We start from the raw sequence: 25,594 nt of genomic DNA on the forward strand, positions 1-25,594 counted from the left end.
CACGAGCCTATCGGCCCGCGGGAGCGGTCCTGTCCGGTGGCCGGTCGGCCTCGGGGCCGCCGCCCTCGCGGTCGGTCTGGCCCTCGTTCCCGTCCTCGCCGAGCAGGAGCCGTTCCAGCTCTGCCCGGCCGGGCAGGTGCCGGGGGCGTACGACGTCGCCGGTGCGGACGTACAGGAACGCGGCGGTCACCGACTCCAGGGGGACGCCGTACTGCTCGGCCCAGGCCAGGCGGTACACGGCGAGCTGGAGCGGGTCGGCGTCCTGGGTGCGGCCGGTCTTCCAGTCGAGGATCTCGTACGTGGCGTCGGCGCCGTCGCCCTGTTTGTAGACGGCGTCGACGCGGCCGCGGATGAGGCGGCCGCCGAGGGTGAGCTGGACGGGGGCTTCGGCGCGGTAGGGCGTGCGGTGGGCGTACTCGGTGCGCTCGAAGGCCTCCTTGAGGGCCTCCAGGTCGCGTTCGTCGGCGATGTCGGCCTCTCCGGGGGCGCCGCCGGGCAGTTCGTCCGGGCCGAGCATGGGCAGGCGCAGCTCTTCGAAGCGGGCCTCCACCCAGGCGTGGAAGCGGGTGCCCCGCCGGGTCGCGGGCTGGGGGGGCCGGGGCATGGGCCGTGCGAGCTCCTGGGCGAGGCCGTCGGGGTCGGCGGCCAGGCGCAGCACCTGGGAGGCGGTGAGCGAGGCGGGCAGGGGCACGTCGCGCACGCCTTCGCGGGCGCGCAGGAGCTCGTCGGCGAGGGCGTCCAGGTCGCGGTCCCAGGAGGCGAGCGTGCGCAGCTCCTCCGGGGTGAGGGGCTGCTCGGGTCCGGTGGCGTGCGGCTCGCGCGCGTGCGGGATGACGGGGTCCGGGGAAGGGGTCGGGGGCGGGGGGCGGTCGCTGGTCCAGGAGTCCCAGTCGGAGGGGTCCTCGGTCTCGGGCGGGGAGCCGCCGTCGTCGTAGGGGGTCTCGCCGAAACCGTTGTCTTCGTAGGGCGCGGTGTTGCCTTCGTAGGGCTCGCCGTTGTCTACGTAGGGCTCGCCGGTGTCTGTGGGGAACGCGTCCTCTTCGTAGAGCTCGTCGTCCTCCGGGGGCGGGGGCCATTCCGGGTCCGTCGCCGGGTGGGGCTCCTGGTGGTCGCGGGCCGTGCCCGTCCTGAGGCGGTCCAGGTGGGCCTGGACGGTGTCCGCGGCGGCGCGGCGGCGGGCCAGGGAGGCGGGGTCGAGCGGGAGCGGCCAGGCGTGGTCGGCGGCGGCCTCGCGCAGGGCGGGGTTCTCCTCGCCGTCCTGCGGCGCGTCGGCCCAGGCTTCGATCTCGCCGTGTCCGGCGGCGCAGTGGTCGTGGAGCGCCGTCAGGAAGTCGGAGGGGCCGCGTGGCTTCTTCTGGGTGGGGCCCCACCAGTGGCCGGAGCCGAGGAGGAGGCTGCGGGGGCGGGTGAACGTCACGTAGCCGAGGCGGAGCTCTTCGGTGTGCTGGTGCTCCTTCATGGCGGTGTGGAAGGCCTTGAGGCCCTTGGCGTCCCAGGTGTCGACGTCGGGCAGGGTGTCGGCGTCGCCGCGCAGGGCGTGCGGGACGACCTTGGCCTGCGCGGTCCACTTCTCGCGGCCCTGGGCGCTCGGGAAGGTGCCGGTGACGAGGCCGGGGACGGCGACGACGTCCCACTCCAGGCCCTTGGACTTGTGGGCGGTGAGGACCTTGACGGTGTTCTCGCCGCCGGGCAGGGCGTTGTCGAGGCCCTTCTCGTACTGCGCGGCGGTGCGCAGGAAGCCGAGGAAGGCGAGCAGGGAGGCCGCGGGGTCGTGGGCGGCGAAGGACGCGGCGACGTCCAGGAAGTTGGACAGGGTTTCGCGGCGGCGGGCGGCCAGGGCGTGCGGGGAGGCGGACAGCTCGACTTCCAGGCCGGTGACGGCGAGGACGCGGTGCAGGACGTCCATCAGCGGGTCGGCGAGGGAGCGGCGCAGGTCGCGCAGTTCGGCGGCGAGGTGGGCGAACCGGACGCGCGCTTCCGCGGAGAAGGGCAGGCCGTCGTCTTCGGAGGTGCCGATCGGCGACTCCAGGAAGGTGTCGAGCGCGTCCGCGAGCGATATCACTTCGGAGGGGTCGACGCCTTCCACGGCCTGGGCGAGGCGGCGGTCGGCGGCTTCGGGGTCGTCGGGTCCACCGGGTGCCGGGTGGCCGTGGCGGACGAGGAGGCGGGCGCGGCGGCCGAGGAGGGCGAGGTCGCGGGCGCCGACGCGCCAGCGGGGGCCGGTGAGGAGCCGCACCAGGGAGGCGTTGGCGCCGGGGTCCTGGAGGACCTCGCAGACCGCGACGAGGTCGGCGACTTCGGGGAGGTGCAGCAGCCCGGAGAGGCCGACCACCTCGACGGGTACGTCGCGGGCGACGAGGGCGGCCTGGATGGCGGCGAAGTCGGTGGCCGTGCGGCACAGGACGGCGATCTCGCCGGGGGCGGTGCCGGTGCGGACGAGGTGGGCGAGGGAGTCGGCGATCCAGTCGATCTCTTCGGCGTGGGTGCGCAGGAGCGCGCATCGGACGGTGCCGTCGCGCTCGGCGCCGGGGGCGGGCCGCAGGGCCTCCACGCCCGCGTGGCGGGCGCGCAGCGGGGCGGCCAGGGCGTTGGCGAGGTCGAGGAGGCGGCCGCCGCTGCGGCGGTTCTCGCTGAGCGCGTGGCGGGCGGCGGGGCGGCCGTCGGCGTGGGCGAAGTGGTGCGGGAAGTCGTCGAGGTTGGCGACGGAGGCGCCGCGCCAGCCGTAGATCGCCTGGCAGGGGTCGCCGACGGCGGTGACGGGGTGGCCGGTGCCGCCGCCGAACAGGCCCGCGAGGAGGATGCGCTGGGCCACGGACGTGTCCTGGTACTCGTCGAGCAGGACGACGCGGAACTCTTCGCGCAGGATCGCGCCGACGTCCGGGCGGGTGTGGGCGAGCGTCGCGGAGTGGGCGATCTGGTCGCCGAAGTCGAGCAGGTCGCGGGCGCGCTTGGCGTCGCGGTAGCGCTCGACGAGGCCGGTGAGCTCGGTGCGGGCGGCCGCCGCTTCGGGGACCTTGCGGAGGTCGCCGTTGGTGAGCTTGGCGCCTGCCAGGGTGCGCAGCAGCTCGGTGTCGTACGCGCGGAGCCGGGCGGGGTCCACGAGGTGCTCGGAGAGCTCGCCGTCGAGGGCCAGGAGGTCGCTGACGAGGTCCGGGAAGGAGCGGGTGAGTGCCGGGTACGGGCCGGGGGCCTCGCGCAGCACGCGTGCGGCGAGCTGGAAGCGGGTGGCGTCGGCGAGGAGCCGGGAGGTGGGTTCCAGGCCGATGCGCAGGCCGTGGTCGGTCAGCAGGCGTCCGGCGAAGGCGTGGTACGTGGAGATGACCGGTTCGCCCGGGGCGTCGTCGGGGTCGGCCGGGTCCGGGTCGGTGACGCCTGCCTTGACGAGGGCCTGGCGGACGCGGTCGGCGAGCTCGCCCGCCGCCTTGTTGGTGAACGTCAGGCCGAGGACCTGCTCGGGGGCGACCTGGCCGGTGCCGACCAGCCAGACCACGCGCGCGGCCATCACCGTCGTCTTGCCCGACCCGGCTCCGGCCACGATGACCTGCGGGGCGGGCGGCGCGGTGATGCAGGCCGTCTGCTCCGGGGTGAACGGGATGCCGAGGAGCTCTTTGAGCTCGTCGGGGTCGGTGAGGCGGGAGGGCACGTCGGAAAGGCTAGCGGCGGCCACTGACAAACGGGGTGGATCCGGTCGTCAGGGGCCGCCGCGCGGCACTGTGGCTCAGAGGCCCGCCAGTTCCTTCTGGTCGACGACCTCGTCGGCTGCCGGGGCCTTGACGTCGACGGGCTTGCCGTAGTCGCTGAAGGTCGCCGTGCCCTTTTCGTCACCGTTGTTGGTGACCTTCAGGAAGTACGGCTTGCCGTCCATGGCGACGTAGAAGGTGGTGGTCTCCTTGCCCTTCTTCTTGATGAGGACGGCGGCCTTCTTGCCGTCGACATCGGCGTCGTCGAGGCGCTTGAGGCCCTTGAGCTTGCCGCTCTCGAACATGTTGTCCAGGTTGCAGGCACCGCCTGCTCGGGAGCTGGGCGACTTCACCCAGCGGCCCTTGACCCGCCCGGCGATGGTGGCACCGGCGCGCGCCTTCCAGAACTTCTCGTCGGCCTTCACGTAGGAGGCATTGTTGACGTAGAGCAGCTCGGAGTGGCCCATCTTGCCCGAGTCGACCGTGGCCTTGCAGTCGCCGCCCTTGGCGATGGAGAACGCGCCGGTGATCTGGTCGCCGTCCTCCTTGGACTCGCTCTTCATCGTGAAGGAGCCCGCGTTCTTGGAGGCGTTGGACGCCTTCTTCGCGATCTTGTCGGCGCTCATGCCCTCGAAGGGGTCCATGTCGCCGCTGTCGCTGCTGCAGCCCGTGACGCCGATGACGGCGGCGGCGCAGGCGGCTGCCGCTGCCAGGAGCTTCCGGTTGGCTGCCATGTGTGACTCTCCTCGGGACGGTGCACGTCCGGGGGTGCGGGAGGCACCGCGCCGCGTACACGGTTCAGCTTTACGGAGACCTTAGATGGCCTGTGCGAGTGCTATGAGCGCGGGCGACGGAAGGTGACGTTGGCCACCCACGGGACGCGGCGTCGGCCACCGCCGGGGGGCGACGGCAAGCCGTCACTCCACGACCTGGCGGCCCTCCGGGAGGGCGCTGCAAGAGGTGCGGAAGGCGCAGTGGGTGCAGTGCTGGCCCGTTGCGAGGGTGAAGCGTTCGCCGGGGATGACTGGTTCGCCCGGGGCGTCGTCGGGGTCGGCCGGGTCCGGGTCGGTGACGCCTGCCTTGACGAGGGCCTGGCGGACGCGGTCGGCGAGCTCGCCCGCCGCCTTGTTGGTGAACGTCAGGCCGAGGACCTGCTCGGGGGCGACCTGGCCGGTGCCGACCAGCCAGACCACGCGCGCGGCCACCACCGTCGTCTTGCCCGACCCGGCTCCGGCCACGATCACCTGCGGGGCGGGCAGGGCACTCAGTAGCCGCGGCTGCGGCCGCCGACCGCGGCTAGAGCACCGCAGGGTAGACCGAAAGCCCAGCTCCGGTCGGCCAGACCCGCGACACCCGGAGTCCGCGCAGGGCCTAGGGGTGCCAGCCCGCTCGGGCCCGTCACCTCAGTCATGGACCGAGCGTCATCGATTACGTCCTTCATGTGGAGCAGCCCATTGACAGGTAGGGCACCTTGACGCGCCTGCCATAACCCCTGCGCTTGCCGTATCCAGGGCATCGCCATTTCCCTGGCAGCCGTCGAGGCAAATCCTCCCCGCAGAGTCAGGGCCGATAGGACAGGCGATCAGACTGGACCATTCCAACTTTGATCTTGTACTCAAACGCATGATCTACTCGCACCCGTCAAGTCACGTCAGTGTCATGAGTGGCCAGTTGATCAACCACCGAAGGGGATTAGTGTGAAGTTGCTGATGGCGAAGCGAGCTTTGATAGCAGCGAGCATGGTTGTGGGCGTGACAGCAGTTGCGCCAATCACGATGGCGGCTCCAGCGGCGGCCTCAACCTACGACTGCAAGTACTACTTGCAGCAGAAGGGCTACACGGTTGGCTCAAAGGTGGAGACTGCGTGCAACATTGCCTACCAGCACAAGGACGTTAAGGGATTTCCGGTGTACTTGACGGGCTGTAAGAACATGCTAACCACCTTGGGAGTCAAGACGAAGGTCGCCGACCGCGCGTGCAGGCTGGCGGCCAACCTGCCGTAGCGGAAGAAGTGTCAGAAAGATCTGCTGTGCGTGCCTCGAAAAGCCTGGCTCTCCGAGGCTCACGGCTACGCAGGATCCGACCTAGCTGTTGGGAGACCGCGGTGGCGTTGCCGTTCGCGCAGCCGACCCAATCGCCTCGAGGGTGCAAACCTGCATTAAGGCAACCGCGTCACTCCACGACCTGGCGGCCCTCCGGGAGGGCGCTGCAAGAAGTGCGGAAGGCGCAGTGGGTGCAGTGCTGGCCCGTTGCGGGCGTGAAGCGTTCGTCGAGGACCTTGCCCGCGGCGGTGGCCAGGAGGTCGCCCACCCAGTCGCCGCCGTCGCCGTCGCCGCTCTCCAGGGGCTGCTGCGACTGGACCTTCGGCAGGGTGTCGCCGCCGTCCTTCTTGGCGGCGCCCTGGCGCAGGTGCACCAGTTCCGCGCCGCCCGCCTCGGGGCGGGTGCCGCCGAAGGCGTCGTCGGCCGCGCCTTCGCGCAGCGCGAGCTGGTAGACGGCCAGCTGGGGGTGGCGGGCGACGTCGGCCGTGCTGGGGGCCTGTTTGCCGGTCTTGAAGTCCACGACGTAGGCGCGGCCGTCCCCGTCGCGTTCGACGCGATCCATGGAGCCGCGCACGCGTACTTCGTAGGGGCCCGCTTGCAGGGTCACGTCGAAGCCGTGCTCGCTGGCTACGGGGGTGCGGCCCGCGTGGGCGCCGCTGACGTGCCACTGGAGGAACCGTTCGAGCGCTACGCGCGCGTGCTCCTTCTCCTGGTCGGACTTCCAGGGGGCGTCGAAGGCGAGGGCGTCCCACACCGATTCGAGGCGTTCCATGAGGACGTCGAGGTCGGCGGGCGTGTGCCCGGAGGCGACCTCGTCGGCCAGGACGTGGACGACGTTGCCGAAGCCCTGGGCGGCGGTCGCGGGCGCGTCGGCCTTCACCTCGCGGCCCAGGAACCACTGCAGGGCGCAGGTGTTGGCGAGCTGGTCCAGGGCACTGCCGGAGAGGGCGACCGGCTTGTCGCGGTCCCGGAGGGGCGCCGTGCCGGCCGTCGGCTCGTGCATGCCCCACCAGCGGGAGGGGTGCGCGGAGGGCACGAGGGGGCGGCCGTCGGTGTCGGCGAGCCCGGCGAGGCGGGCCAGGCGGCGGGCCGCGGCCTCGCGCAGGGCGTCCGACGCGTGCGGGTCGACGGTCGTGGCGCGCAACTCCGCGACCAGGGCGGAGACCGACAGGGGGCGGCGCGGGCGGCCCGTGACGTCCTTGGGTTCGACGCCGAGTTCGGTGAGGAAGCGGGACGGCTGGTCACCGTCGTCGGCGGGCGCCTTGACGGCGGTGACGACCAGGCGTTCACGCGCGCGGGTGGCGGCGACGTAGAACAGGCGGCGCTCTTCGGAGAGCAGCGCTCCGGGGGTGAGGGGTTCGGCGATGCCGTCGCGCCCGATGCGGTCGGCCTCCAGGAGGGAGCCGCGGCGGCGCAGGTCGGGCCAGAGCCCCTCCTGGACGCCCGCGACGACGACGAGCCGCCACTGCAGGCCCTTGGAGCGGTGTGCCGTCATGAGGCGTACGGCGTCGGGGCGGACGGCGCGGCGGGTGAGCGTGTCCGCGGCGATGTCCTGGGCCTCGATCTCCTCAAGGAAGTTCAGGGCGCCCCGGCCGCCGGTGCGCTCCTCGGCGCGGGCCGCGGTGGCGAACAGGGCGCACACCGCGTCGAGGTCGCGGTCGGCGTTGCGGCCCGCCGCGCCGCCGCGCCGGGCGGCGCGCTCCAGGCGGCGCGGCCAGGGGGTGCCGTCCCACAGCTCCCACAGCGCCTGCTCGGCGGTGCCGCCGCCCGCGAGGCACGCGCGGGCCCTGCCGATGAGTTCGCCGAGGCGCTGGGCGCCCTTGGCGTACGAGGGGTCGTGCGCGACGAGCCGCTCCGGTTCGGCGAGGGCGCGGGCGAGCAGTTCGTCGGAGGGGGGCGGCAGGTGGTTGCCCGCGGCGCGCTCCTCCTCGCGCAGGGCGCGGCCGAGGCGGCGCAGGTCGGCGGCGTCCATGCCCGCGAGCGGTGAGGTGAGCAGGGCGAGGGCGGTCTCGGTGCCGAGCCAGGCGGGGGTGACCTGGGGGGCGGCGGGGTCGTCGTCCCCGGCGGCCCCTGAGTGTGTCTGGCCCTCGGCCTCGGCCGTGGCGACCGCCCGCAAGGCCGTCAGGAGCGCCGTCACGGCCGGTTCGTGGCGTAGGGGGATGTCGTCGCCGTCTATGTCCAGGGGGACGCCTGCGGCGGTGAGGGCGCGGCGGAAGGAGGGCAGGGTGCGGGCGCCCGCGCGCACGAGGACGGCCATCTCGCTCCAGGGGATGCCGTCCTCCAGGTGCGCGCGGCGCAGGACGTCCGCGATGTTGTCGATCTCCGTACCGGCCGTGGGGAAGGTGAGGACGTCCACGCGCCCGCCGTCGCTGACGGCGGTGAGGTCGCGGTGGGCGCGCACCTTCTCGGCGGGCAGCCGGGTCAGCGGCATGCGCCGGGCGAGGAGCCGGGTGGCCGCGAGGAGTCCGGCGCCGGAGCGGCGGGACGTCGTCAGGACCTCGACCGGCGCCGGGGTACCGTCCGCGCGCGGGAAGTCGGACGGGAACCGGAGGATGCCGTTCACATCGGCGCCCCGGAAGGTGTAGATCGACTGGTCCGGGTCTCCGAAGGCGACGAGGTCGCGGCCGCCGCCGGCGAGTGCGTGCAGCAGGCGCACCTGGGAGGGGTCGGTGTCCTGGTACTCGTCCACGAACACGGCGTCGTACTGCGCGACGAGGGCCCGCGCCACCTCGGGCCGGTGGGCGAGCAGCACCGCGCGGTGCACCAGTTCGGCGTAGTCGAGCACTCCTTGGAGGTCGAGGACGTCGAGGTACTCGGCGAGGAACGCGGCCGCGGCGCGCCAGTCGGGGCGTCCGCTGCGGCGAGCGAAGGCGTCGAGGGCGTCGGGGCCGAGGCCCAGCTCGCGGCTGCGGGCGAGGACGGCGCGGACCTCGTCGGCGAAGCCGCGCGTGGTCAGACAGGCGCGCAGTTCGTCCGGCCAGCGGACCCGGGCGAGGCCTTCCTCGCCGAGGTCGAGCTGCCCGGCGAGGAGCTCGCGGACGGCGACGTCCTGCTCGGGTCCGGAGAGCAGGCGCAGCGGCTCGACGAACAGGTCGGCGTCCTGGTGGGCGCGGACCAGGGCGTAGCAGAAGGAGTGGAAGGTGGTGGCCTGCGGGGCGTCGGCGGCGCCTATCCGGTGGGCCATGCGGTCGCGCAGCTCCACCGCGGCCTTGCGGCTGAAGGTGAGCACCAAGACGCGCTCGGGGTCGGTGCCCTTGGCCACGCGCGCGGCGACCGACTCGACCAGGGTCGTGGTCTTGCCGGTGCCCGGACCTGCGAGAACGAGCAGCGGACCGCCGTCGTGGTCAACCACGGCGCGCTGGCGTGCGTCCAGTTCAGGGGGGTCCGCGGCGACCGGCGGGGTACGCACCAGTCGGTAGGCGCCCGTGGCCCCCGGCCGTACCTGCTGGTACGAGGGGTGCCGCGCGTGCCGTGCGGAGGAAGTGGAGCTCACGTGGGTCGCCGGTCCTGGTGGGTGTTCTGATCGAGGTGTGGCCGCGGGGCGGCCACGGGGTGAGGGTGCATGCGTGCTGTCGACGCTACGCCAGTGGCCGTGGGGGACGTGTGGCTTCCCCCGTACGGGCCACCAGCGGTCCCCCACCGCGTGTCCGGATGCCGGAAGCTGTCAGTTGTGACCTTCCGGAGCCTGCGGCCGCCCGCCCGGGCCGTCGGCGGCTGCCCCGCCGTCCCAGCGCGCCCGGCGCATGTCGAGGCGCGGCACGTGTCCCTGGGTGGCCCGGCCCGCCTGCCGCAGGGGCGTGCCCTCCGCGCGGTAGGCCTCCAGGGCGCGCAGTTCGTGGCCGGGCAGCAGGGCGCCGTCGGCGCGGACCACGCGCCACCAGGGCACCGCGCCTCCGTAGAGGGCCATCACCCGGCCGACCTGGCGGGGGCCGCCCTCCTCCAGCCATTCGGCGACGTCTCCGTACGTCATCACCCGGCCCGGGGGAATCATTTCCGCCACTTCCAGGACGCGTTCCGCGTACTCCGGAAGCTCCGGTACCGCTCCGCTCTCCTCGCTCATCCGGACCATCCTGCCCCATGCCACCGACACGGTGACCGGTCGGATACGGAGCGTGCGGAGGCGTGTACGACTAGGTCCGATGTGGCAAATCGTGACCGTTTCGCGCCCCCGGATTGCCCCCTGATGCCCCCCGTTGTCGGCGGGGCATGCCACCATCGTGCGGGCGGTGACTGGTGATACGAGATCAAGAAGAGGCGACGGAGCAGCAGAGCGTGCATTCCGACAAGACGGCCGGCACCTCGGCGGACACGTCGCGCCCCGGTACCGGTGAGCCCGTCGGCGAGGCCGGGGACGGCCGGGAATCGCGGGCCCTGGCCCGCGCCGAGCAGCCGTCCGGCCCCACGGAACCGCACCCCACGGAACCGCGCTCCCCCGAGCCGCGTCCCACGGAACCGCACCCCTCCGAGCCGCGCTCCGCCGACCCGCACGCCTCCGAGCCGCGCCCCGCAGACCCGCATCCCGCGCCGTCCCGCCCCGCCGAGCCGCACCCCGCGGACGCCGCGCCCGGACAGGCCGCGGCCCCGGCGGAGGTGCCCGGCTTCGACACCGACTGCGCCGACGACTCCTACGCCGAGCGCGTGGAGGGCGACGAACCGCTGCTGCCCGCGCGCGTGCACCGCCCCTCCGACCTGATGCGGCTACTCATCGGCATGCTGGCGATCGCCGTGCTGCTCGCGATCTCCGCGTTCGCGCACGGCACGACGTCCGGCCTGGAGCAGGACATCAACGCGGGCACCGGCGAGCCGCCGGACCTGCTGATGAAGCTGGCGGGCCTGACCGCGAGCATCGGCGTCCTGCTCGTGCCCGTGGCGTTCGCGATCGAGCGGCTGATCAAGCGGGACGGGCTGCGCATCGCCGACGGCGTCCTCGCGGCCGTCCTCGCGCACGGCGTGACCCTGGCCACCGACCTGTGGGTCGCCAGAGGAGCCCCCGAGTCCATCCAGGACGCCCTGACGCAGCCCTCGCCCGGCGACGTGCACGCGCTGACCGACCCGGTGCACGGCTATCTCGCCCCGGTCATCGCGTACATGACGGCCGTGGGCATGGCGCGCCGCCCGCGGTGGCGCGTCGTCCTGCTCGTGGTGCTGCTGCTCGAAGCGTTCACGATGCTCGTGTCGGGCAACACGACACCGTTCTCGATCATCCTGACGGTCCTGATCGGCTGGACCGTCGCCTACGGCACGCTGTACGCGGTCGGCTCGCCGAACGTGCAGCCCACCGGGCAGACGCTGCTCGCGGGCCTGCGGCACGTCGGCTTCCGCCCGGTGAGCGCCGCCCGCGAGGACGCCGGGGACAGCACCGACCAGGGGGACCGCGGCCGGCGCTACTTCGTCACGCTGGAGGACGGGCCGCCGCTCGACGTCACGGTCATCGACCGCGAGCAGCAGGCACAGGGCTTCTTCTACCGGGTCTGGCGCCGCCTCACCCTGCGCAGCATCACCACCCGGCGCAGCCTCCAGTCGCTGCGCCAGGCACTGGAGCAGGAGGCCCTCCTCGCGTACGCGGCGATCGCGGCGGGCGCCAACGCGCCGAAGCTGATCGCCACCTCCGAGCTCGGCCCCGACGCGGTGATCCTCGTCTACGAGCACACGGGCGGGCGGACCCTGGACTCGCTGCCCGACGCGGCGCTCACCGACGAGCTGCTGCGCGAGACCTGGCGGCAGGTGCGGGCGCTCCAGTCGCGGCGCATCGCGCACCGCAGGCTCGCCGGGGACGCCATCCTGGTGGATCGTTCCGGCAGGGTGATCCTGACGGATCTGCGCGGCGGCGAGATCGCAGCCGGCGACCTGGTGCTGCGGATGGACATCGCGCAGCTGCTCACCGCCTTCGGGCTGCGCGTCGGCGCGGAGCGCGCGGTCACCTCCGCGGTCGAGGTGCTCGGACCCGACGCCGTGGCCGACTGTCTGCCGCTGCTCCAGCCGATCGCCCTGACGCGCTCCACGCGCGCGACGCTGCGCAAGCGGGCCCGCGAGCGCGCCCAGCGCGAGCGCGACGCCGTCCTGGAAGCGTCCCAGCGGGCCAAGGCGGCGCGCGGCGAGGACGCGCCGGAGGAGCAGGCCCCGGACTCGGCGGCGGCCCGCAAGTCGCTGCGCGCGGAGAAGCAGGCCGAGAAGCAGGCCATAGACGAGGCCCTGGAGCAGGCCCGCGAGGAGGACCTGCTCACCCAGATCCGCCACCAGGTGCTGCTGATCCGGCCGACGGCGCCCGTGGAGCCCGCGCAGCTGGAGCGGATCAGGCCGCGCACGCTGATCAGCTTCATCGCCGGTGCCATCGGCGCGTACTTCCTGCTCTCGCAGCTCACCCACGTCGACTTCGGCACCATCGTCGGGGAGGCCGAGTGGGGCTGGGTCGCCGCGGCCGTGGCGTTCTCGGCACTGAGCTACTTCGCGGCGGCGATGAGCCTGCTGGGCTTCGTGCCGGAGCGGGTGCCGTTCCTGCGGGCGGTGGCCGCTCAGGTCGCCGGGTCGTTCGTGAAGATCGTGGCGCCCGCGGCGGTCGGCGGGGTCGCGCTGAACACCCGGTTCCTGCAGCGGTCCGGGGTGCGCTCCGGGCTCGCGGTGGCGAGTGTCGGTGCCTCGCAGCTGTTCGGGCTCGGCTCGCACATCCTGCTGCTGCTCGTCTTCGGCTATCTGACGGGCACCGAGAAGACGCCGTCGCTGACGCCGTCGCGCACGGTCATCGCGGGCCTGTTGTCGGTGGCGGTGCTCGTCCTGGTGGTGACCGCCATCCCGTTCCTGCGGAAGATCGTCGTCACGCGCGTGAGGTCGCTGTTCGCGGGTGTCGTGCCGCGCATGCTGGACGTCCTGCAGCGCCCGCAGAAGCTGCTCACCGGCATCGGCGGGATGCTGCTCCTGACGTTCTTCTTCGTGCTGTGCCTGGACGCGTCCGTGCGGGCGTTCGCCAGCGAGGAGATGGGCACCCTCAGCCTGGCCAGCGTCGCCGTGGTCTTCCTCGCGGGCAACGCGCTCGGCTCGGCCGCGCCCACGCCCGGCGGCATCGGCGCGGTCGAGGCGACGCTCACGCTCGGACTCGTCGCCGTGGGCGTGCCCAAGGACGTGGCCGCCCCCGCCGTGCTGCTGTACCGGCTGCTCACGCTGTGGCTGCCGGTGCTCCCCGGATGGCTGTTCTTCAACCACCTGACCCGCAAGGGCCAGCTGTAGCGCGCCGCCGCCCCGGCCGCCTGCGCGCCGGAGGCGGCCGGGTCACCCGCACGGCTCGTGCCCCGAGCGCCCCGCCCTGCTCCCCCGCAGGATGGAGCCATGCCCAAGCTCCCGCCGCGCGCCAGGGCCCTGGCCGCCACCGCCGTCCTGCTGTCCTCCGCGCTCGCGGCCTGCGGTGACGGGGCCTCGGACAGCGCCGACGCCGCCGACGAGGCCCGGCCGGACCAGAAGCTCAGCTGGAAGGACTGCCCGGCGCCGTCCGCGGCCGAGGGCGGCGGCGGGGCCCCGTCACCGCTGCCCGGCGGCGCGCGGTGGCAGTGCGCCACCATGAAGGCCCCGCTGGACTGGGACGAGCCCGAGGGCGACACGATCGGCATCGCGCTCATCCGCGCCCGGGCCAGTGGCGCCGAGGACAAGCGCGTCGGCTCCCTCGTGTTCAACTTCGGCGGCCCCGGCGGCTCGGGCGTCACCACGCTGCCCGCGTTCGGCGCCGACTACGCGAAGCTGCGCACCCGGTACGACCTGGTGAGCTTCGACCCGCGCGGCGTCGGCCGCAGCGACGGCGTGCGGTGCGAGGACGACGCGCAGCTCGACAGGTACTTCCAGCAGGACGCGACGCCCGACGACGAGGCCGAGCGCAAGGAGTTCATCGACAACGTCAAGGGCTTCAACGAGGCGTGCGAGGAGAACTCCGGCAAGGTGCTCCCCCATGTGCGCACCACCGACGTGGCCCGCGACATGGACCTGATGCGCCAGGTGCTCGGCGACAAGAAGCTGCACTACTTCGGCATCTCCTACGGCACCGAACTCGGCGGGGTCTACGCGCACTTGTTCCCCAAGAACGTCGGCCGCGCCGTGTTCGACGCGGTCGTCGACCCCACCGAGACGTCCGAACAGGGCTCCCTCGGGCAGGCCAAGGGCTTCCAGCTCGCCCTCGACAACTTCGCGAAGGACTGCGTCTCCCAGCGGGACGACTGCCCCGTCGGCGACACCGAGGACGACGTGAAGAGCCGGATCGCCAAGCTCCTGAAGGACCTGGACGCGAGGCCGCTGCCCGGCCTGCCGCCGCGCCGCCTCACCCAGACCGCGGCCACCAACGGCATCGTGCAGGCCCTGTACTCCCAGGACTTCTGGCCCTACCTCACCGAGGGCCTGGAGGAGGCCTACGACGGCGACGGCCGGATCCTCATGCTCCTGTCCGACTCGATGAACGGGCGCAACGAGGACGGCGAGTACAGCAACCTGTCGGCCGCGAACGTCGCCATCAACTGCGCCGACGACAAGCCCCGGTACACGACGGCCGACGTCGAGGCGAAGCTCCCCCGCTTCCGGGCGGCCTCGCCGCTGTTCGGCGACTATCTGGCGTGGGGCATGCTCGGCTGCACCGACTGGGCCGTGCCGGGCCAGGCCGACCACCCGGACGTCGCTGCCTCCGGGGCGGCGCCGATCCTCGTCATCGGCAACACCGGGGACCCCGCGACTCCCTACGAGGGCGCCCGCAAGATGGCCGACGCGCTCGGCGAGGGCGTGGGCGTCGAGCTGACGTACAAGGGCCAGGGGCACGGCGCGTACGACAGCGGGGACACCTGTGTGCGGGGCGCGGTGGACGGCTACCTCCTGAACGGCACGGTGCCGGCGTCGGGCACGGTCTGCGGCCCGGGCAAGGCGGCGGTCCCGTCCGGCACTTGAGGGGCGCGCGGCCGAGGGCGTGCCGGGGCGCTGTCAGTGGCCCCGCCTAGGATGGCCGGACGTTCTTTCGAGGGGGGAAGCGACACATGCCGCGTTTCGTACGGTCGGCGGCCCTGGCCACCGCGGCGACCCTGGTGGCCGCGCTCGCCGTGGGGTGCACCGGCTCGTCCGACGACAAGGGCGGCAAGGACGGCAAGGACGGCGGCAGCAGCGGTGAGCGCCCCGCGGCCCAGGGCGCCGACCCGGAGCCGCGGCCGGACCCGTCGTCCACGCTGCCCGCGACCGTGGTCGCGCAGCGGCTCGACTGGGGCAGGTGCGAGGGCTCGGGCAAGGACGCCCCGCCCGGCGGCCCATGGCGGTGCGCGACCCTCAAGGTCCCGCTGGACTACGCGAAGCCGGACGGCGACACCATCGGCATCGCCCTGATCCGCGCCGCGTCCACCGCCAAGAAGCGCGGCGACCGCATCGGCTCCCTCGTGTTCAACTTCGGCGGGCCCGGCGGCTCGGGCGTCTCCATGCTCCCGGCGTTCGCGAGCGCGTACGGCGACCTGCGCGAGCGGTACGACCTGGTGAGCTTCGACCCGCGCGGCGTCGCGGGCAGCGAGGGCGTGCGCTGCCGCAGCGACAAGCGGACCCAGGCGGCGGAGAACACGGACCCCACCCCGGACACCCCGGCCGAGGAGAAGGCGTATCTGGCCGACGCGGCCGCGTTCGGCGCGGGCTGCGCGCGGGCCGCGAAGAAGCTCCTGCCGCACGTCTCGACGGCCGACACGGCCCGCGACATGGACGTCCTGCGGCAGGTCCTGGGCGACGAGAAGCTGCACTACTTCGGCATCTCGTACGGCACCGAACTGGGCGGCACCTACGCCCACTTGTTCCCGAAGAGGGTGGGCCGCCTCACCCTCGACGCGGTCGTCGACCCGACGGCGGACGCGGTGGGCCACGCGCGGAACCAGGCCCGGGGCTTCCAGCGGGCCCTGGAGAACTACCTCAGGTCCTCCGGAGAGGTCCCCGCCACGGGCACGCGGAAGATAGCCGAGCTGCTGCGCCGCGTGGACGCCGAGCCGCTGCGGACGTCCACGCCCGGCCGCAGGCTCGGCGAGGCCCTCGCGACGACGGGCATCACGGTCGCGCTGTACAGCAGGCAGACCTGGCCGGTGCTCACCGACGCCCTGGAGAAGGCCGAGAAGGGCGACGGCACGGGCCTGCTGGAACTGGCCGACACGTACAACGACCGGGACGCGTCCGGCGCGTACAGCACCCAGAGCCACTCGCAGCGCGCGATCGCCTGCCGGGACGCCAAGGAGCGGCCGACGGCGGCCGAGGCCAAGGCGCGGCTCGCCGAGTTCCGGAGGATATCGCCGGTGTTCGGCGGCTTCATGGCCTGGGACACGGCGGGCTGGTGCCACGACTGGCCGGTGGCCGGTCTGCGGGACACGCCCGAGGTGAGCGCTCCCGGCGCCGCCCCGATCCTGGTCGTCGGCACCACCGGAGACCCGGCGACGCCGTACGAGGGCGCCCGGAAGATGGCGGACGAGCTGGGCGAGGGCGTCGGCGTCCAGCTGACGTGGAAGGGCGAGGGCCACGGGGCGTACGGCAACGGCAGCGACTGCGTCGACAGCACGGTCAACGACTATCTGCTCAAGGGCGAGGTCCCGCGCGACGGCAAGGTCTGCGCGCCATGACGAACGGCCCCCGGGTGGCAGTCACCCGGGGGCCGCTGGGGCCGAGGCGGTGGGCCTGGGGCCCGGTGTCTAGTAGACGGGCTTCTCGGGCTCGATCTGGTTGACCCAACCGATCACGCCGCCGCCGACGTGCACGGCGTCCGCGAAGCCCGCGGACTTCAGAACGGCGAGGACCTCCGCACTGCGGACGCCGGTCTTGCAGTGCAGGACGATCTTCTTGTCCTGCGGCAGGCCCTGCAGGGCGGTGCCCATGAGGAACTCGTTCTTCGGGATCAGCTTGGCGCCCGGGATCGAGACGATCTCGTACTCGTTCGGCTCGCGGACGTCGATGATCTCGATCTTCTCGTCGGCGTCGATCCACTCCTTGAGCTGCTTGGGAGTGATCGTCGAACCGGCGGCCGCCTCCTGGGCCTCCTCGGACACGACGCCGCAGAAGGCCTCGTAGTCGATGAGCTCGGTGACGGTGGGGTTCTCGCCGCAGACCGCGCAGTCGGGGTCCTTGCGGACCTTGACCTGGCGGTACTGCATCTCCAGGGCGTCGTAGATCATCAGGCGGCCGACGAGCGGCTCGCCGATGCCCGCGAGGAGCTTGATGGCCTCGTTGACCTGGATGGAGCCGATGGACGCGCACAGCACGCCGAGCACGCCGCCCTCGGCGCAGGACGGAACCATGCCGGGGGGCGGGGGCTCCGGGTAGAGGCAGCGGTAGCAGGGGCCGTGCTCGGACCAGAACACCGAGGCCTGGCCGTCGAAGCGGTAGATGGAGCCCCATACGTACGGTTTGTTCAGGAGCACGCACGCGTCGTTGACCAGATAGCGGGTCGCGAAGTTGTCGGTGCCGTCGACGATCAGGTCGTACTGGCTGAAGATGTCCATCACGTTGTCGGCTTCGAGCCGCTGCTCGTGCAGGACCACGTTCACGTACGGGTTGATGCCGAGGACGCTGTCGCGGGCCGACTCGGCCTTGGAGCGGCCGATGTCGGACTGGCTGTGGATGATCTGGCGCTGCAGGTTCGACTCGTCGACCTCGTCGAACTCCACGATGCCGAGGGTGCCGACACCGGCCGCCGCGAGGTACATCAGCGCCGGTGACCCGAGGCCGCCGGCGCCCACACAGAGCACCTTGGCGTTCTTCAGCCGCTTCTGCCCGTCCATCCCGACGTCCGGGATGATCAGGTGGCGGGAGTACCTGCGGACCTCGTCGACGGTGAGCTCAGATGCTGGCTCGACCAGGGGTGGCAGCGACACGGGGACTCCGTTGGTCGGATATGCGGAACGGTTGTTCTCTCCGTAACACTGCCACGGCCTTCTTCATTCCGAGACACCTGGTCCGATGCGCGAGACGATCTCGTCCCAGTAACCGGGCAGGGCCTCCCAGGGGTCGCCGCCCGCGCCGCTGCCGCCGCCGTCCGCGCGGTCGGTGAAGTAGATCGTCGAGGCGCCCTGCCAGCGGGCGACGCGCAGCGCCTCGTCGAGGTGGCCGCGCGGTACGCCGTGCACGAGGTGGCAGAAGCACTCGGGCGGGTAGTCGGCGGTCCACTCGGCGGCCTGGGACCAGCGGTAGTCGCTCCAGGGGCCGCTGAACGTCACCAACTGGTCGGCGCTCTCGATGTATCCGGGGTACGGGTGGGTGCCGTGCCCGAACACGACGTGGGCCCTGCCGAGGAGCGCGCGCAGGGTGGTGACGGTGCGCCGGACCTCGGGCAGCGCCGTGCGCTCCGTCGGGCAGCGGGCGAGGTAGAAGCCGTCGACGAGGTACCAGTCGAGATAGCGGTGGGCGTCGGAGACGAGTTCGCCGAAACTCCGGGTGCCGTACGCCGCGTCGAGGTGGCCGAGGACCCGGACGCCCGCGTTGCGCAGTCGTCCGGCGGCGTCGAGGCAGTGCGGGTCGGGCCGGTCGCCCGGGCCGCCCGCGACGTTCAGGACGACCCAGTGCAAGGCGTCGTGGGACCGGGTGAGTTCGGCCCACTCGGCGGAGGCCAGCAGGGGGTGGGCGGTGCCGGGGACGCCGAAGCCGACGCGCAGGGCGGTCCGCGGGCCGAGGGCCGTCGTGCCGGCGGGACGCGGTCCGCGGCCCGGCCGGGGGGTGGGGCCGGGGCGCGGTGTGCGGCCTAGATGCGGCATGCGGCCTCCATCCAGATGTCGGCGAGCGACTCTTCGAGGTTGATGCGCGGCCGCCAGCCGAGCCGGTCGCGGGCGGTGCGCACGTCGGCCTGCTGCCAGCTGCCGCAGCCGTCCGGGTAGGGGTAGGCGGCGGGCGCGGCGTGGTCGGCGTCGACCCGCGGGTGGAGGCCGGGCCTGCCGGGCGGCTGGTCGAGTTCGTGCAGGGCGCCGCCGTAGCCGGCGACGCGGGCGAGCACGGCGGCGGCGTCGCGCAGCCGCACGGCGCGCCCGGAGCCGATGTTGACGATGCCCTGGGCGGCGGAGAGGGAGGCGGCGTGCACGGCCCGCGCGATGTCGCGGACGTCGATGAAGTCGCGCTGGACGCCGAGCCCGCCGAGTTTGAGCTCGCCGTCGCCGGACTGCATGGCGCGGCGCATGGCCTCGGCGAGGCGGCCGAGCGGCGATCCGGCCGGGGTGCCGGGGCCCGCGGGCGAGAACACCCGCAGGACGACGGCGTCCAGGCCGGAGCCGAGGACGAGTTCGGTGGCGGCCAGTTTGCTGACGCCGTAGGGGCCGCCGGGCCGTGGCACGGCGTCCTCGGCGGTGGACGAGCCGGGCTGGCTCGGGCCGTACTCGGCGCCGCAGCCGAGTTGCACCAGGCGGGCGCCGCAGCCGCTGCGGCGCAGGGCCTCGCAGATGGTGGCGACGGCGACGGTGTTGTGCCGGGTCAGTTCGCGGGCGCCGCCGCGGGTGGCGCCCGCGCAGTTGATGACGACGCCCGGGTGTACGGCGTCCAGGAAGCGGGTGAGCGCGCCGGGGCTGCCGCTGGCGAGGTCGAACCGTACGTCCGAGTCGTCCCCGCGGCCGAGTGCGGTGAGCTGGACCGCCGGGTCGGCGAGCAGCCGGTCGGCGACGAACCGGCCGAGGTATCCGTTGGCTCCGATCAGCAACACCCTCATCGGGCGCCTCCGGGGACGGACGCTCGGATGCTGGGCCTTGTCATCTGTGTTTCTCCTTCAGGGTGGTGCCGGCTGTCTCGGGTAACGGATGGACCGGCGCGGCCCGCCGCGACCGGGGCCCGCGCCGCCGGGGCCCGCACCGGGGCTGCGGGGACGGGGGTTCGGGCCGTTCGGGGGCGGGGTGATCGGAGGGGTGGCCGCGGGGGTGCTGACGACTCGGGCACGGGAGCCGCGAGCCCTGGAGCCACGAGCCCCGGAGCCGCGAACGCTGAGCGGCGGCGCACGCGTTCATGCCGCACCCCCGCAGGCGTGCGCGGAGGCGCGGCCGAGCACGCGGACCGCGCGGGCCAGCAGCAGCGCGGCCCCCGCCCCGCAGACGGCGGCGGGCACGCCCCAGGTGAGGGCCGCGGTCTCCACCGGCGTGGTGAGGAAGCCGCAGCCCGGAAGGCGGGCGGCCCACGCGAGGGCCAGGGCCGCCGCCCCGGTCGCGCCGACCGCGGCGTACACGAGGGCGGGCGCGCGCGTGGAGCCGTGCGCCGCGAGGAGGCGACCGAGCCACAGCAGCGCGGCCAGCGCCCCGACGCCCAGGCACGGGGTCACGCCGCCCGTGCCCGCCGCGCCGCCCGCGTCCGCCGCGCCGACGAGGCCGAGCGCGGCCTCGGCTCCGGCCAGCACCAGGCCCACCGCGGTCGCGTAGAGCGCGAACACGCCGAGCAGGAGGGGCCGTACGGACGCGGCGAAGTCGGCGAGCCCGCGGCTCCTGCCGAGCCGCCTGCGGGCCCGCACCGTGAACAGCCGTGCGCACGCCGTGCCGGGCGCGACGGCGGCGGCGAGCCCGAGGGCGGCGAGGGCCGAGGGCGGCAGGGCCCGGTCCGGCCCGCCCGGCGCGGCGGCGCGCAGCAGCCCCTCGCCGAACAGGGCGTACGCGAGCAGCCAGCACGTCCACGCACGCGTGGCCGGCGCGGCGGGGCGCGGGGTGCGCAGCGGGCCGTGGCGCAGGGCGACGCGGGCCGTGGCGGCGAGGGCGAGCGCGCCGCCCAGGCCCACCGCGAGGCGCACGCCGCCCGTGGTGAGGGCGAGTCCGGTGACGGTGAGGGCGCACACCACGGCGGGCAGCAGCGCGAACACCGGCCAGGCTGCGGGGACTTCGGGGGCGGCGCCCGCCGGGAGGGCGGCGCTGCCGTCCCCCGGGGCGTCGAGGGCGTCCCACTCGTCGCTGTCGCGCGGCACGCGCGCGTACATCTCCTCGGCGAGCGCGAACACGTCGCGGTGCCGGAACCGCGCGGCCGTGCGGTCGGTGACGCCGTGCGCCTCCAGGCCCGCCGCGATGTCCAGCGGGTCGACGGCCCGTTCGCAGAGCTCGCGGTGCCGGTGGAGCAGCGCCTTGACGGGATCGCCCGTGCCGCGCCTGGGGTGCTGCGTGCCACGGCTCGGGGCGAAGGCACTGCCGCCCGGGGCCTTCGCCCCGCCGCCCAGGGCCTCCACGCCTCCGCCCGGGCCGGTCGCACAGCTGCCCGGGGCCTCCGCTCCCCCGCCCAGGCCGGTCGCGCCGCCCCTCAGCGCCGCCGTGCCACGCCCCTGCGCCGCGGCGGCCGCGTCACGTCCCGTCACGACGCCACCTCCCCCAGCTGTCCCCGCAGGCCGTAGCGGGCGGCCCAGCTCGGGGCGGTGGTCGCGGCGGGGCCGAGGGGGGCGGGCCTGCCGAGGGGGACGGCGCCCGCGAGGCGGCCGCCGACGGCCCACCGGCCCGGCACGGACGCCTCGGCCGGGTGGGCGAACGGCACCGGTTCGCCCGCCTCGTTCACGGTCTCGCGGCGTACCGGGCAGTGCGAGACGATCTCCAGGTAAATGCCGTGAAATGCCGCGATGTTCTGCTCGACCGTGAAGAGTTCGAGCGCCCGGGCCCGCGCCGCCGCACCGAGGCGCGCGCGGCGCTCGGGGTCGCGCAGCAGCTGCACGCACGCCTGCGCGAGCGCCCGGGGGTTGCGGGGCGGCACCACGAGGCCCGTGCCGCCGATGACCTCGACCACCGCGCCGACGTCCGTCGAGACCGTGGCGCGGCCGCAGAGCATCGCCTCGATGAGGCTGATGGGGAAGCCCTCGACGACGCTCGACAGGACGACCACGCCGCCCCCGGCGTAGGCGTCGGCGAGGTCGGGTGCCTCGGGGCCGCCGATCTCCTCGAAGGAGACGGGGTTGGCGCCGACCGCGTACGCGTCCTCGGCCTCGTCGGGGAACAGCTGCGCGGCGAGCGCCCGGCAGTGGGCGAGGTACGCCGCGGCCCGGTCCCCGTCGGCGAGGGCGCCGACGATCCGCAGGCGCGCCCGGGGCTCCTCCTTGCGGACCTCGGCGAAGGCGTGCAGGAGGGAGATCAGGTCCTTGGCGGGCTCGACCCGGCCGACCCACAGGAGCGTGTGCGGCTCGCCGGGCTCCTCGCGCTCGCCGACCTCGGCGAAGCGCTCCGCCTCCAGGCCCGGGTAGACCGTGCGCAGCTTGGCGCGGTCGGCGCCGCACCGCTCCTGCCAGCGGCGGGCGTGCGCGTTGCCGGGGGTGATGACGGTGGCCTCGCGGTAGGTCTCGGCGGCGAGCCTGCCGTGGAAGGAGGCGAGCAGCGCCCGCGCGGGTGCGCTCGGCGCGGGCTCCTCGGCGGCGCCCGTGCCCGCCAGGTAGTGCGCCCGCAGCCGTACGCCGTACTCGGTGACGAGCAGCGGTACGCCCGCGAAGTGCCGGGCGAGCAGGCCGGGCAGCGCGGCGGCGCCGCCCGCGGTGGCGTGGCAGAGGTCGACGGCGCCGAGCGTGTCGTCGTCGTACCAGTCGAGGGAGAGCGGGCGCAGGGTCCGCTCCAGGTCGGCCGCGACCGTGAGCAGGTCGGGCACGCGGGCGGCGCGGGCGGCGCGGTGCGCGCCGGGCGCGCGGCAGGCGCTCTCCAGGGCGCGTACGGCGTCCTCGGAGCGCAGGGCCCCGGCGAGCCCGCCGGTGTCGCGGGCGAGTTCGGCGAGGCCGTAGAGGCCGCTGCCGAAACGGTCCGCCAACTCGTCGGACGTGCCCGCCGCGCCCTCGTCGGGGGTGCCCGTCAGCCCCGCCGCGAGCTCCGTGAAGCACTCGGCGAAGCGTCGGCCCGCGCGGCGCCGCCCCCACAGCACCGGCCGCCCGGAGGCCTCGCCCCACAGCGCGGCGCTCCGCACCCGGCGGACCTGCGGGGGCAGGTCGACCCAGCCCAGCGCCTCCTGGCGGGCGCTGCGGCTCAGCGCGTAGACGTCGAACTCGTGCCGCCCGAGCCCGCGCACGAGCCGGTCGCACCAGAGCCTGGCCTCACCGCCCACATACGGATAACCACTCTCCGTAAGCAGTCCAATGCGCACGCGTGCACCCCCGATCTGCCCTATGGGGAGCCGCCGTTGGCCCGGCGGCTCGCAGCGGGACGAACGTATGCGGACATGCCGGTGGCGCGACGGACGGTTGTCCATCGCGCCACCAGAAGGGGTGAAGAGCAGTAACTTTCCCGCGCCGGTAGCGTTCCGTCGCGCTATAGAAGCCTCATAGCGCGACGAAAAGCGTCATGCGGGACGCGTGGGAGCCCTTCTCGCTCACGCGGAGTCATGCCACGGCCAATTCCTCCGGGGCCGGTCCTGACCGGGCGAGACGGGCCGCGCGCCGTTCGGCGGCGAGCGCCGGGTCGAGGGCGGGCACGGCCGCGAGCAGGTCCTTCGTGTACGGGTCCCGGGGCGTGTCGTAGACCTCGTCCACGGAGCCGTACTCGACGAGCCGGCCGCGCCGCATCACCGCGACGCGGTCGCTGACCTGGCGCACCACCGCGAGGTCGTGCGCGACGAAGACGAGTGCGAGCCCCAGCTCCCGCTGGAGCTCCGCGAGCAGCGCGGTGACCTGGGCCTGCGTGGTCACGTCGAGCGCCGAGACCGGCTCGTCGCAGACGATGAGCCGGGGCTCGGCGGCGAGCGCCCGCGCGATGCCGACGCGCTGGCGCTGGCCGCCGCTGAACTCGTGCGGGTAGCGGTCGTAGTGCGCCGGATCGAGGCCGACGCGCTCCATCAGGTCCCGTACGCGGGCGCGGATCGCGGCCTCGTCGCGGTCGCCCCGCGCCCGCAGCGGATCGGCGACGGACTCGCCCACCGAGCGGCGCGGGTTGAGCGAGGAGACGGGGTCCTGGAACACCATCTGCACCCCCGGCACGGGGCCCGTGCCCTGCTTCTCGGCACCGCCGAAGCTCAGCCGTCCCGAGGTGGGCTCCAGGAGTCCCACGAGCATCCGGCCCAGCGTGGTCTTGCCGCTGCCGCTCTCGCCGACGACGCCGAGGGTCTCGCCGCGCCGCACGGTCAGCGACACGTCGTCGACGGCGACGAAGGCGCCCTTGCCGCGCCCGAACTCGCGCCGCAGCCCCTGCGCCTCGACGACGACCTCGCCGAGGTCGCCGGAGCGGTCGTCCCGTACGGAGTCGACGCGCGGCACGGCGCTCAGGAGCTGCTGGGTGTACGCCTCCCGGGGCGCGGCGAGGACGTCGGCGACGCCGCCGCGCTCCACGACGCGGCCGTGCCGCATGACGAGCACGTCGTCCACGCTCTCGGCGGCCACGCCCACGTCGTGGGTGACCAGGAGCAGGCCCATGCCGCTCTCCGCGCGCAGCTCGTGCAGCAGGTCGAGGATCTGCGCCTGCACCGTCACGTCGAGGGCGGTGGTCGGCTCGTCGGCGATGAGCAGGTCGGGCTCGCAGGCGAGGGCCATGGCGATCAGGGTGCGCTGGCGCATGCCGCCGCTGAACTCGTGCGGGCGCGAGCGCGCCCGCCGCGCCGCGTCGGCGATGCCGACGCGGCCGAGGACGTCGACGGCACGCGCGCGTGCCGCGCGGCGCGAGGCCCCGGAGTGGGCGCGGTACACCTCGGCGATCTGGTCGCCGACGGCGTAGTACGGGTCGAGCGAGGACAGCGGGTCCTGGAAGACCATCGCGGCGATCCCGCCGCGCAGCCGCCGCAGTTCGCGGTCGTCGGCCCCGGTGACGTCGACGCCGCCGACGCGCACGGCGCCGGTGACCCGCGCCCCGGTGTCCCGGTGCAGGCCGAGCAGCGCGGAGGCGACGGTGGACTTGCCGGAGCCCGACTCGCCGACGAGGGCGAGGGCGGCGCCGCGCGCCAGCGTGAAGGAGACGTCGTCCACGGCGCGCACGTCGCCGAAGCCGACGCTCAGGCCGTCGACGTGTACGAGCTGGTCGTCGAGGCTCATGGGAGCACCACCCGTCGGTCGGCCACCGCGTACAGCACGTCCGCGACGGCGTTGGCGAGGACCACGAAGAAGCCGGTGACGAGGACCATGCCGACGACCACCGGCAGGTCGACGACCCGGACGGCCTGCACGAGTTCGCGGCCGAGCCCGGGCAGGCCGAACAGGGTCTCGGTGAGCAGGGCGCCGCCGAACATGGTTCCGAAGTCGTTGGCGGTCAGCGCGATCACGGGCGCGAGGGCGCCGCGCAGGGCGTGCCGCCCGACGAGGGAGCGCTCGCTGATCCCGTACGCGCGGAAGGTGCGCACATGGTCCTCGGCGAGGGTCTCCAGCATCGCGGACCGGGTCAGGCGCGCGTACTTGGCGGACTCGATGAGGGCGAGCGACACCCAGGGCAGGAGCAGGTTCCACGCCCACTGCTGCGGGTCCTCGGTGAAGGGCACGTACTGCGGGAACGGCAGCCATTGGAGCTGGCCGCAGACCAGGACCATCAGGAGCAGGCCGATGACGAACACGGGGGTCGCCGTGCCCGCGAGCGTGACGGCGGTCAGGATCCGCTCGGTGGGGCGGCCGCGCCGCCACGCCGACAGGACGCCGGTGCCGACGCCGAGGATCAGCCACAGGACCATCGCGCCGAGCGCGAGCGAGCCCGTGACCGGCACCTTGTTCAGGATCAGATCGGTGACCTGCTGGTCGGTCTGGTACGACAGGCCGAGGCAGGGCGCGTCGCAGTGCAGCACGCCGGTGCCGGTCGAGTAGTCGTGGCCGGCGAAGACGCCGCGCAGGAACTCGAAGTACCGCGCGTAGATGGGGTCGTCGAGCTTGAGCTGCTCGGAGACCTGCTGGACCTGGGCGGGCGAGCAGCGCGGGCCGCAGGTGATCTGCGCGACGTCGCCGGGGGCGACGTAGAAGACGGCGTAGATGACGACGGACAGGACGAACAGCGTGACGACGGCGCCGAGGGCGCGCCGCACCATGAAGCC

General features: G+C 74.0%; 16 protein-coding genes and 1 pseudogene. 4 read left to right on the forward strand and 13 right to left on the reverse strand.

Going from position 1 to position 25,594, the window contains the following annotated elements; all coding sequences use genetic code 11:
* Positions 1 to 7: 7 nt before the first annotated feature.
* From AC5WAM_RS14640 to AC5WAM_RS14650, 3 genes and pseudogenes are all read right to left on the reverse strand, one after another.
* Complete coding sequence (locus tag AC5WAM_RS14640) at positions 8 to 3,643, reverse strand: ATP-dependent helicase (RefSeq protein ID WP_495522834.1); 3,636 nt, start codon at positions 3,641 to 3,643, stop codon at positions 8 to 10.
* Positions 3,644 to 3,718: 75 nt separating this feature from the next.
* Entirely contained in the window at positions 3,719 to 4,414 is a 696-nt protein-coding gene (locus AC5WAM_RS14645; protein WP_495522835.1) for a hypothetical protein, read from the reverse strand.
* 285 nt (positions 4,415 to 4,699) lie between these two features.
* Positions 4,700 to 4,942: pseudogene (locus AC5WAM_RS14650) on the reverse strand (UvrD-helicase domain-containing protein); the annotation flags it as partial.
* 435 nt (positions 4,943 to 5,377) lie between these two features.
* Here AC5WAM_RS14650 and AC5WAM_RS14655 point away from each other — a divergent pair.
* Complete coding sequence (locus AC5WAM_RS14655; protein ID WP_495522836.1) at positions 5,378 to 5,683, forward strand: hypothetical protein; 306 nt, start codon at positions 5,378 to 5,380, stop codon at positions 5,681 to 5,683.
* 169 nt (positions 5,684 to 5,852) lie between these two features.
* On the opposite strand, the gene AC5WAM_RS14660 is transcribed toward AC5WAM_RS14655, so the two are convergent.
* From AC5WAM_RS14660 to AC5WAM_RS14670, 3 genes are all read right to left on the reverse strand, one after another.
* Positions 5,853 to 9,215: an ATP-dependent helicase gene (locus AC5WAM_RS14660; RefSeq protein ID WP_495522837.1), complete on the reverse strand. Its 3,363-nt coding sequence runs from the start codon at positions 9,213 to 9,215 to the stop codon at positions 5,853 to 5,855.
* A 171-nt stretch (positions 9,216 to 9,386) separates the two neighbouring features.
* Positions 9,387 to 9,782 (reverse strand): MGMT family protein, encoded by a 396-nt coding sequence (locus AC5WAM_RS14665; RefSeq protein WP_495522838.1) that lies wholly within the window; start codon positions 9,780 to 9,782, stop codon positions 9,387 to 9,389.
* Positions 9,779 to 10,210 carry a pentapeptide repeat-containing protein gene (locus AC5WAM_RS14670; protein ID WP_366790381.1) on the reverse strand — a complete coding sequence of 144 codons (432 nt, stop codon included), beginning with the start codon at positions 10,208 to 10,210 and terminating at the stop codon, positions 9,779 to 9,781. The genes AC5WAM_RS14665 and AC5WAM_RS14670 overlap by 4 nt, the downstream gene beginning before the upstream one ends.
* Here AC5WAM_RS14670 and AC5WAM_RS14675 point away from each other — a divergent pair.
* The 3 genes from AC5WAM_RS14675 to AC5WAM_RS14685 all read left to right on the forward strand — a co-directional run bounded on the left by AC5WAM_RS14675 (position 10,094) and on the right by AC5WAM_RS14685 (position 16,317).
* On the forward strand, positions 10,094 to 12,943 hold the full coding sequence (locus AC5WAM_RS14675; RefSeq protein ID WP_495523587.1) for a flippase-like domain-containing protein: 2,850 nt from the start codon (positions 10,094 to 10,096) through the stop codon (positions 12,941 to 12,943). The two genes, AC5WAM_RS14670 and AC5WAM_RS14675, sit on opposite strands and share 117 nt — an antisense overlap.
* Before the next feature lie 99 nt (positions 12,944 to 13,042).
* On the forward strand, positions 13,043 to 14,632 hold the full coding sequence (locus tag AC5WAM_RS14680; protein ID WP_495522839.1) for an alpha/beta hydrolase: 1,590 nt from the start codon (positions 13,043 to 13,045) through the stop codon (positions 14,630 to 14,632).
* A gap of 86 nt (positions 14,633 to 14,718) precedes the next feature.
* A complete protein-coding gene (locus AC5WAM_RS14685) occupies positions 14,719 to 16,317 on the forward strand; it encodes an alpha/beta hydrolase (RefSeq protein ID WP_495522840.1) in 1,599 nt (532 codons plus the stop codon).
* A gap of 69 nt (positions 16,318 to 16,386) precedes the next feature.
* On the opposite strand, the gene moeZ is transcribed toward AC5WAM_RS14685, so the two are convergent.
* From moeZ to AC5WAM_RS14720, 7 genes are all read right to left on the reverse strand, one after another.
* Positions 16,387 to 17,565 (reverse strand): adenylyltransferase/sulfurtransferase MoeZ, encoded by a 1,179-nt coding sequence (moeZ, locus tag AC5WAM_RS14690; protein ID WP_138961660.1) that lies wholly within the window; start codon positions 17,563 to 17,565, stop codon positions 16,387 to 16,389.
* A 63-nt stretch (positions 17,566 to 17,628) separates the two neighbouring features.
* Positions 17,629 to 18,441 carry a spherulation-specific family 4 protein gene (locus AC5WAM_RS14695; protein WP_495522841.1) on the reverse strand — a complete coding sequence of 271 codons (813 nt, stop codon included), beginning with the start codon at positions 18,439 to 18,441 and terminating at the stop codon, positions 17,629 to 17,631.
* Positions 18,429 to 19,379 carry an NAD-dependent epimerase/dehydratase family protein gene (locus AC5WAM_RS14700; RefSeq protein ID WP_138961658.1) on the reverse strand — a complete coding sequence of 317 codons (951 nt, stop codon included), beginning with the start codon at positions 19,377 to 19,379 and terminating at the stop codon, positions 18,429 to 18,431. Before AC5WAM_RS14700 ends, AC5WAM_RS14695 begins: the two co-directional genes overlap by 13 nt.
* Before the next feature lie 288 nt (positions 19,380 to 19,667).
* Complete coding sequence (locus AC5WAM_RS14705) at positions 19,668 to 20,990, reverse strand: hypothetical protein (RefSeq protein ID WP_495522842.1); 1,323 nt, start codon at positions 20,988 to 20,990, stop codon at positions 19,668 to 19,670.
* Positions 20,987 to 22,741 carry a glycosyltransferase gene (locus tag AC5WAM_RS14710; RefSeq protein WP_495522843.1) on the reverse strand — a complete coding sequence of 585 codons (1,755 nt, stop codon included), beginning with the start codon at positions 22,739 to 22,741 and terminating at the stop codon, positions 20,987 to 20,989. The genes AC5WAM_RS14705 and AC5WAM_RS14710 overlap by 4 nt, the downstream gene beginning before the upstream one ends.
* A 235-nt stretch (positions 22,742 to 22,976) precedes the next feature.
* Positions 22,977 to 24,614, reverse strand: coding sequence for a dipeptide ABC transporter ATP-binding protein (locus AC5WAM_RS14715; protein WP_495522844.1), 1,638 nt, complete (start codon positions 24,612 to 24,614; stop codon positions 22,977 to 22,979).
* Positions 24,611 to 25,588 (reverse strand): ABC transporter permease, encoded by a 978-nt coding sequence (locus AC5WAM_RS14720; RefSeq protein ID WP_366790383.1) that lies wholly within the window; start codon positions 25,586 to 25,588, stop codon positions 24,611 to 24,613. Before AC5WAM_RS14720 ends, AC5WAM_RS14715 begins: the two co-directional genes overlap by 4 nt.
* Positions 25,589 to 25,594: the final 6 nt, after the last annotated feature.

The sequence above is a fragment of the Streptomyces sp. JLYT201 genome (assembly GCF_059448825.1).

Bases quoted from the DNA above. Each gene is read 5' to 3' on its own strand.
- AC5WAM_RS14720 (WP_366790383.1), bottom strand. From the start codon at position 25,588: ATGGTGCGGCGCGCCCTCGGCGCCGTCGTCACGCTGTTCGTCCTGTCC.
- AC5WAM_RS14645 (WP_495522835.1), bottom strand. From the start codon at position 4,414: ATGGCAGCCAACCGGAAGCTCCTGGCAGCGGCAGCCGCCTGCGCCGCC.
- AC5WAM_RS14680 (WP_495522839.1), top strand. From the start codon at position 13,043: ATGCCCAAGCTCCCGCCGCGCGCCAGGGCCCTGGCCGCCACCGCCGTC.
- AC5WAM_RS14695 (WP_495522841.1), bottom strand. From the start codon at position 18,441: ATGCCGCATCTAGGCCGCACACCGCGCCCCGGCCCCACCCCCCGGCCG.
- AC5WAM_RS14665 (WP_495522838.1), bottom strand. From the start codon at position 9,782: ATGAGCGAGGAGAGCGGAGCGGTACCGGAGCTTCCGGAGTACGCGGAA.
- AC5WAM_RS14685 (WP_495522840.1), top strand. From the start codon at position 14,719: ATGCCGCGTTTCGTACGGTCGGCGGCCCTGGCCACCGCGGCGACCCTG.
- AC5WAM_RS14715 (WP_495522844.1), bottom strand. From the start codon at position 24,614: ATGAGCCTCGACGACCAGCTCGTACACGTCGACGGCCTGAGCGTCGGC.
- AC5WAM_RS14700 (WP_138961658.1), bottom strand. From the start codon at position 19,379: ATGAGGGTGTTGCTGATCGGAGCCAACGGATACCTCGGCCGGTTCGTC.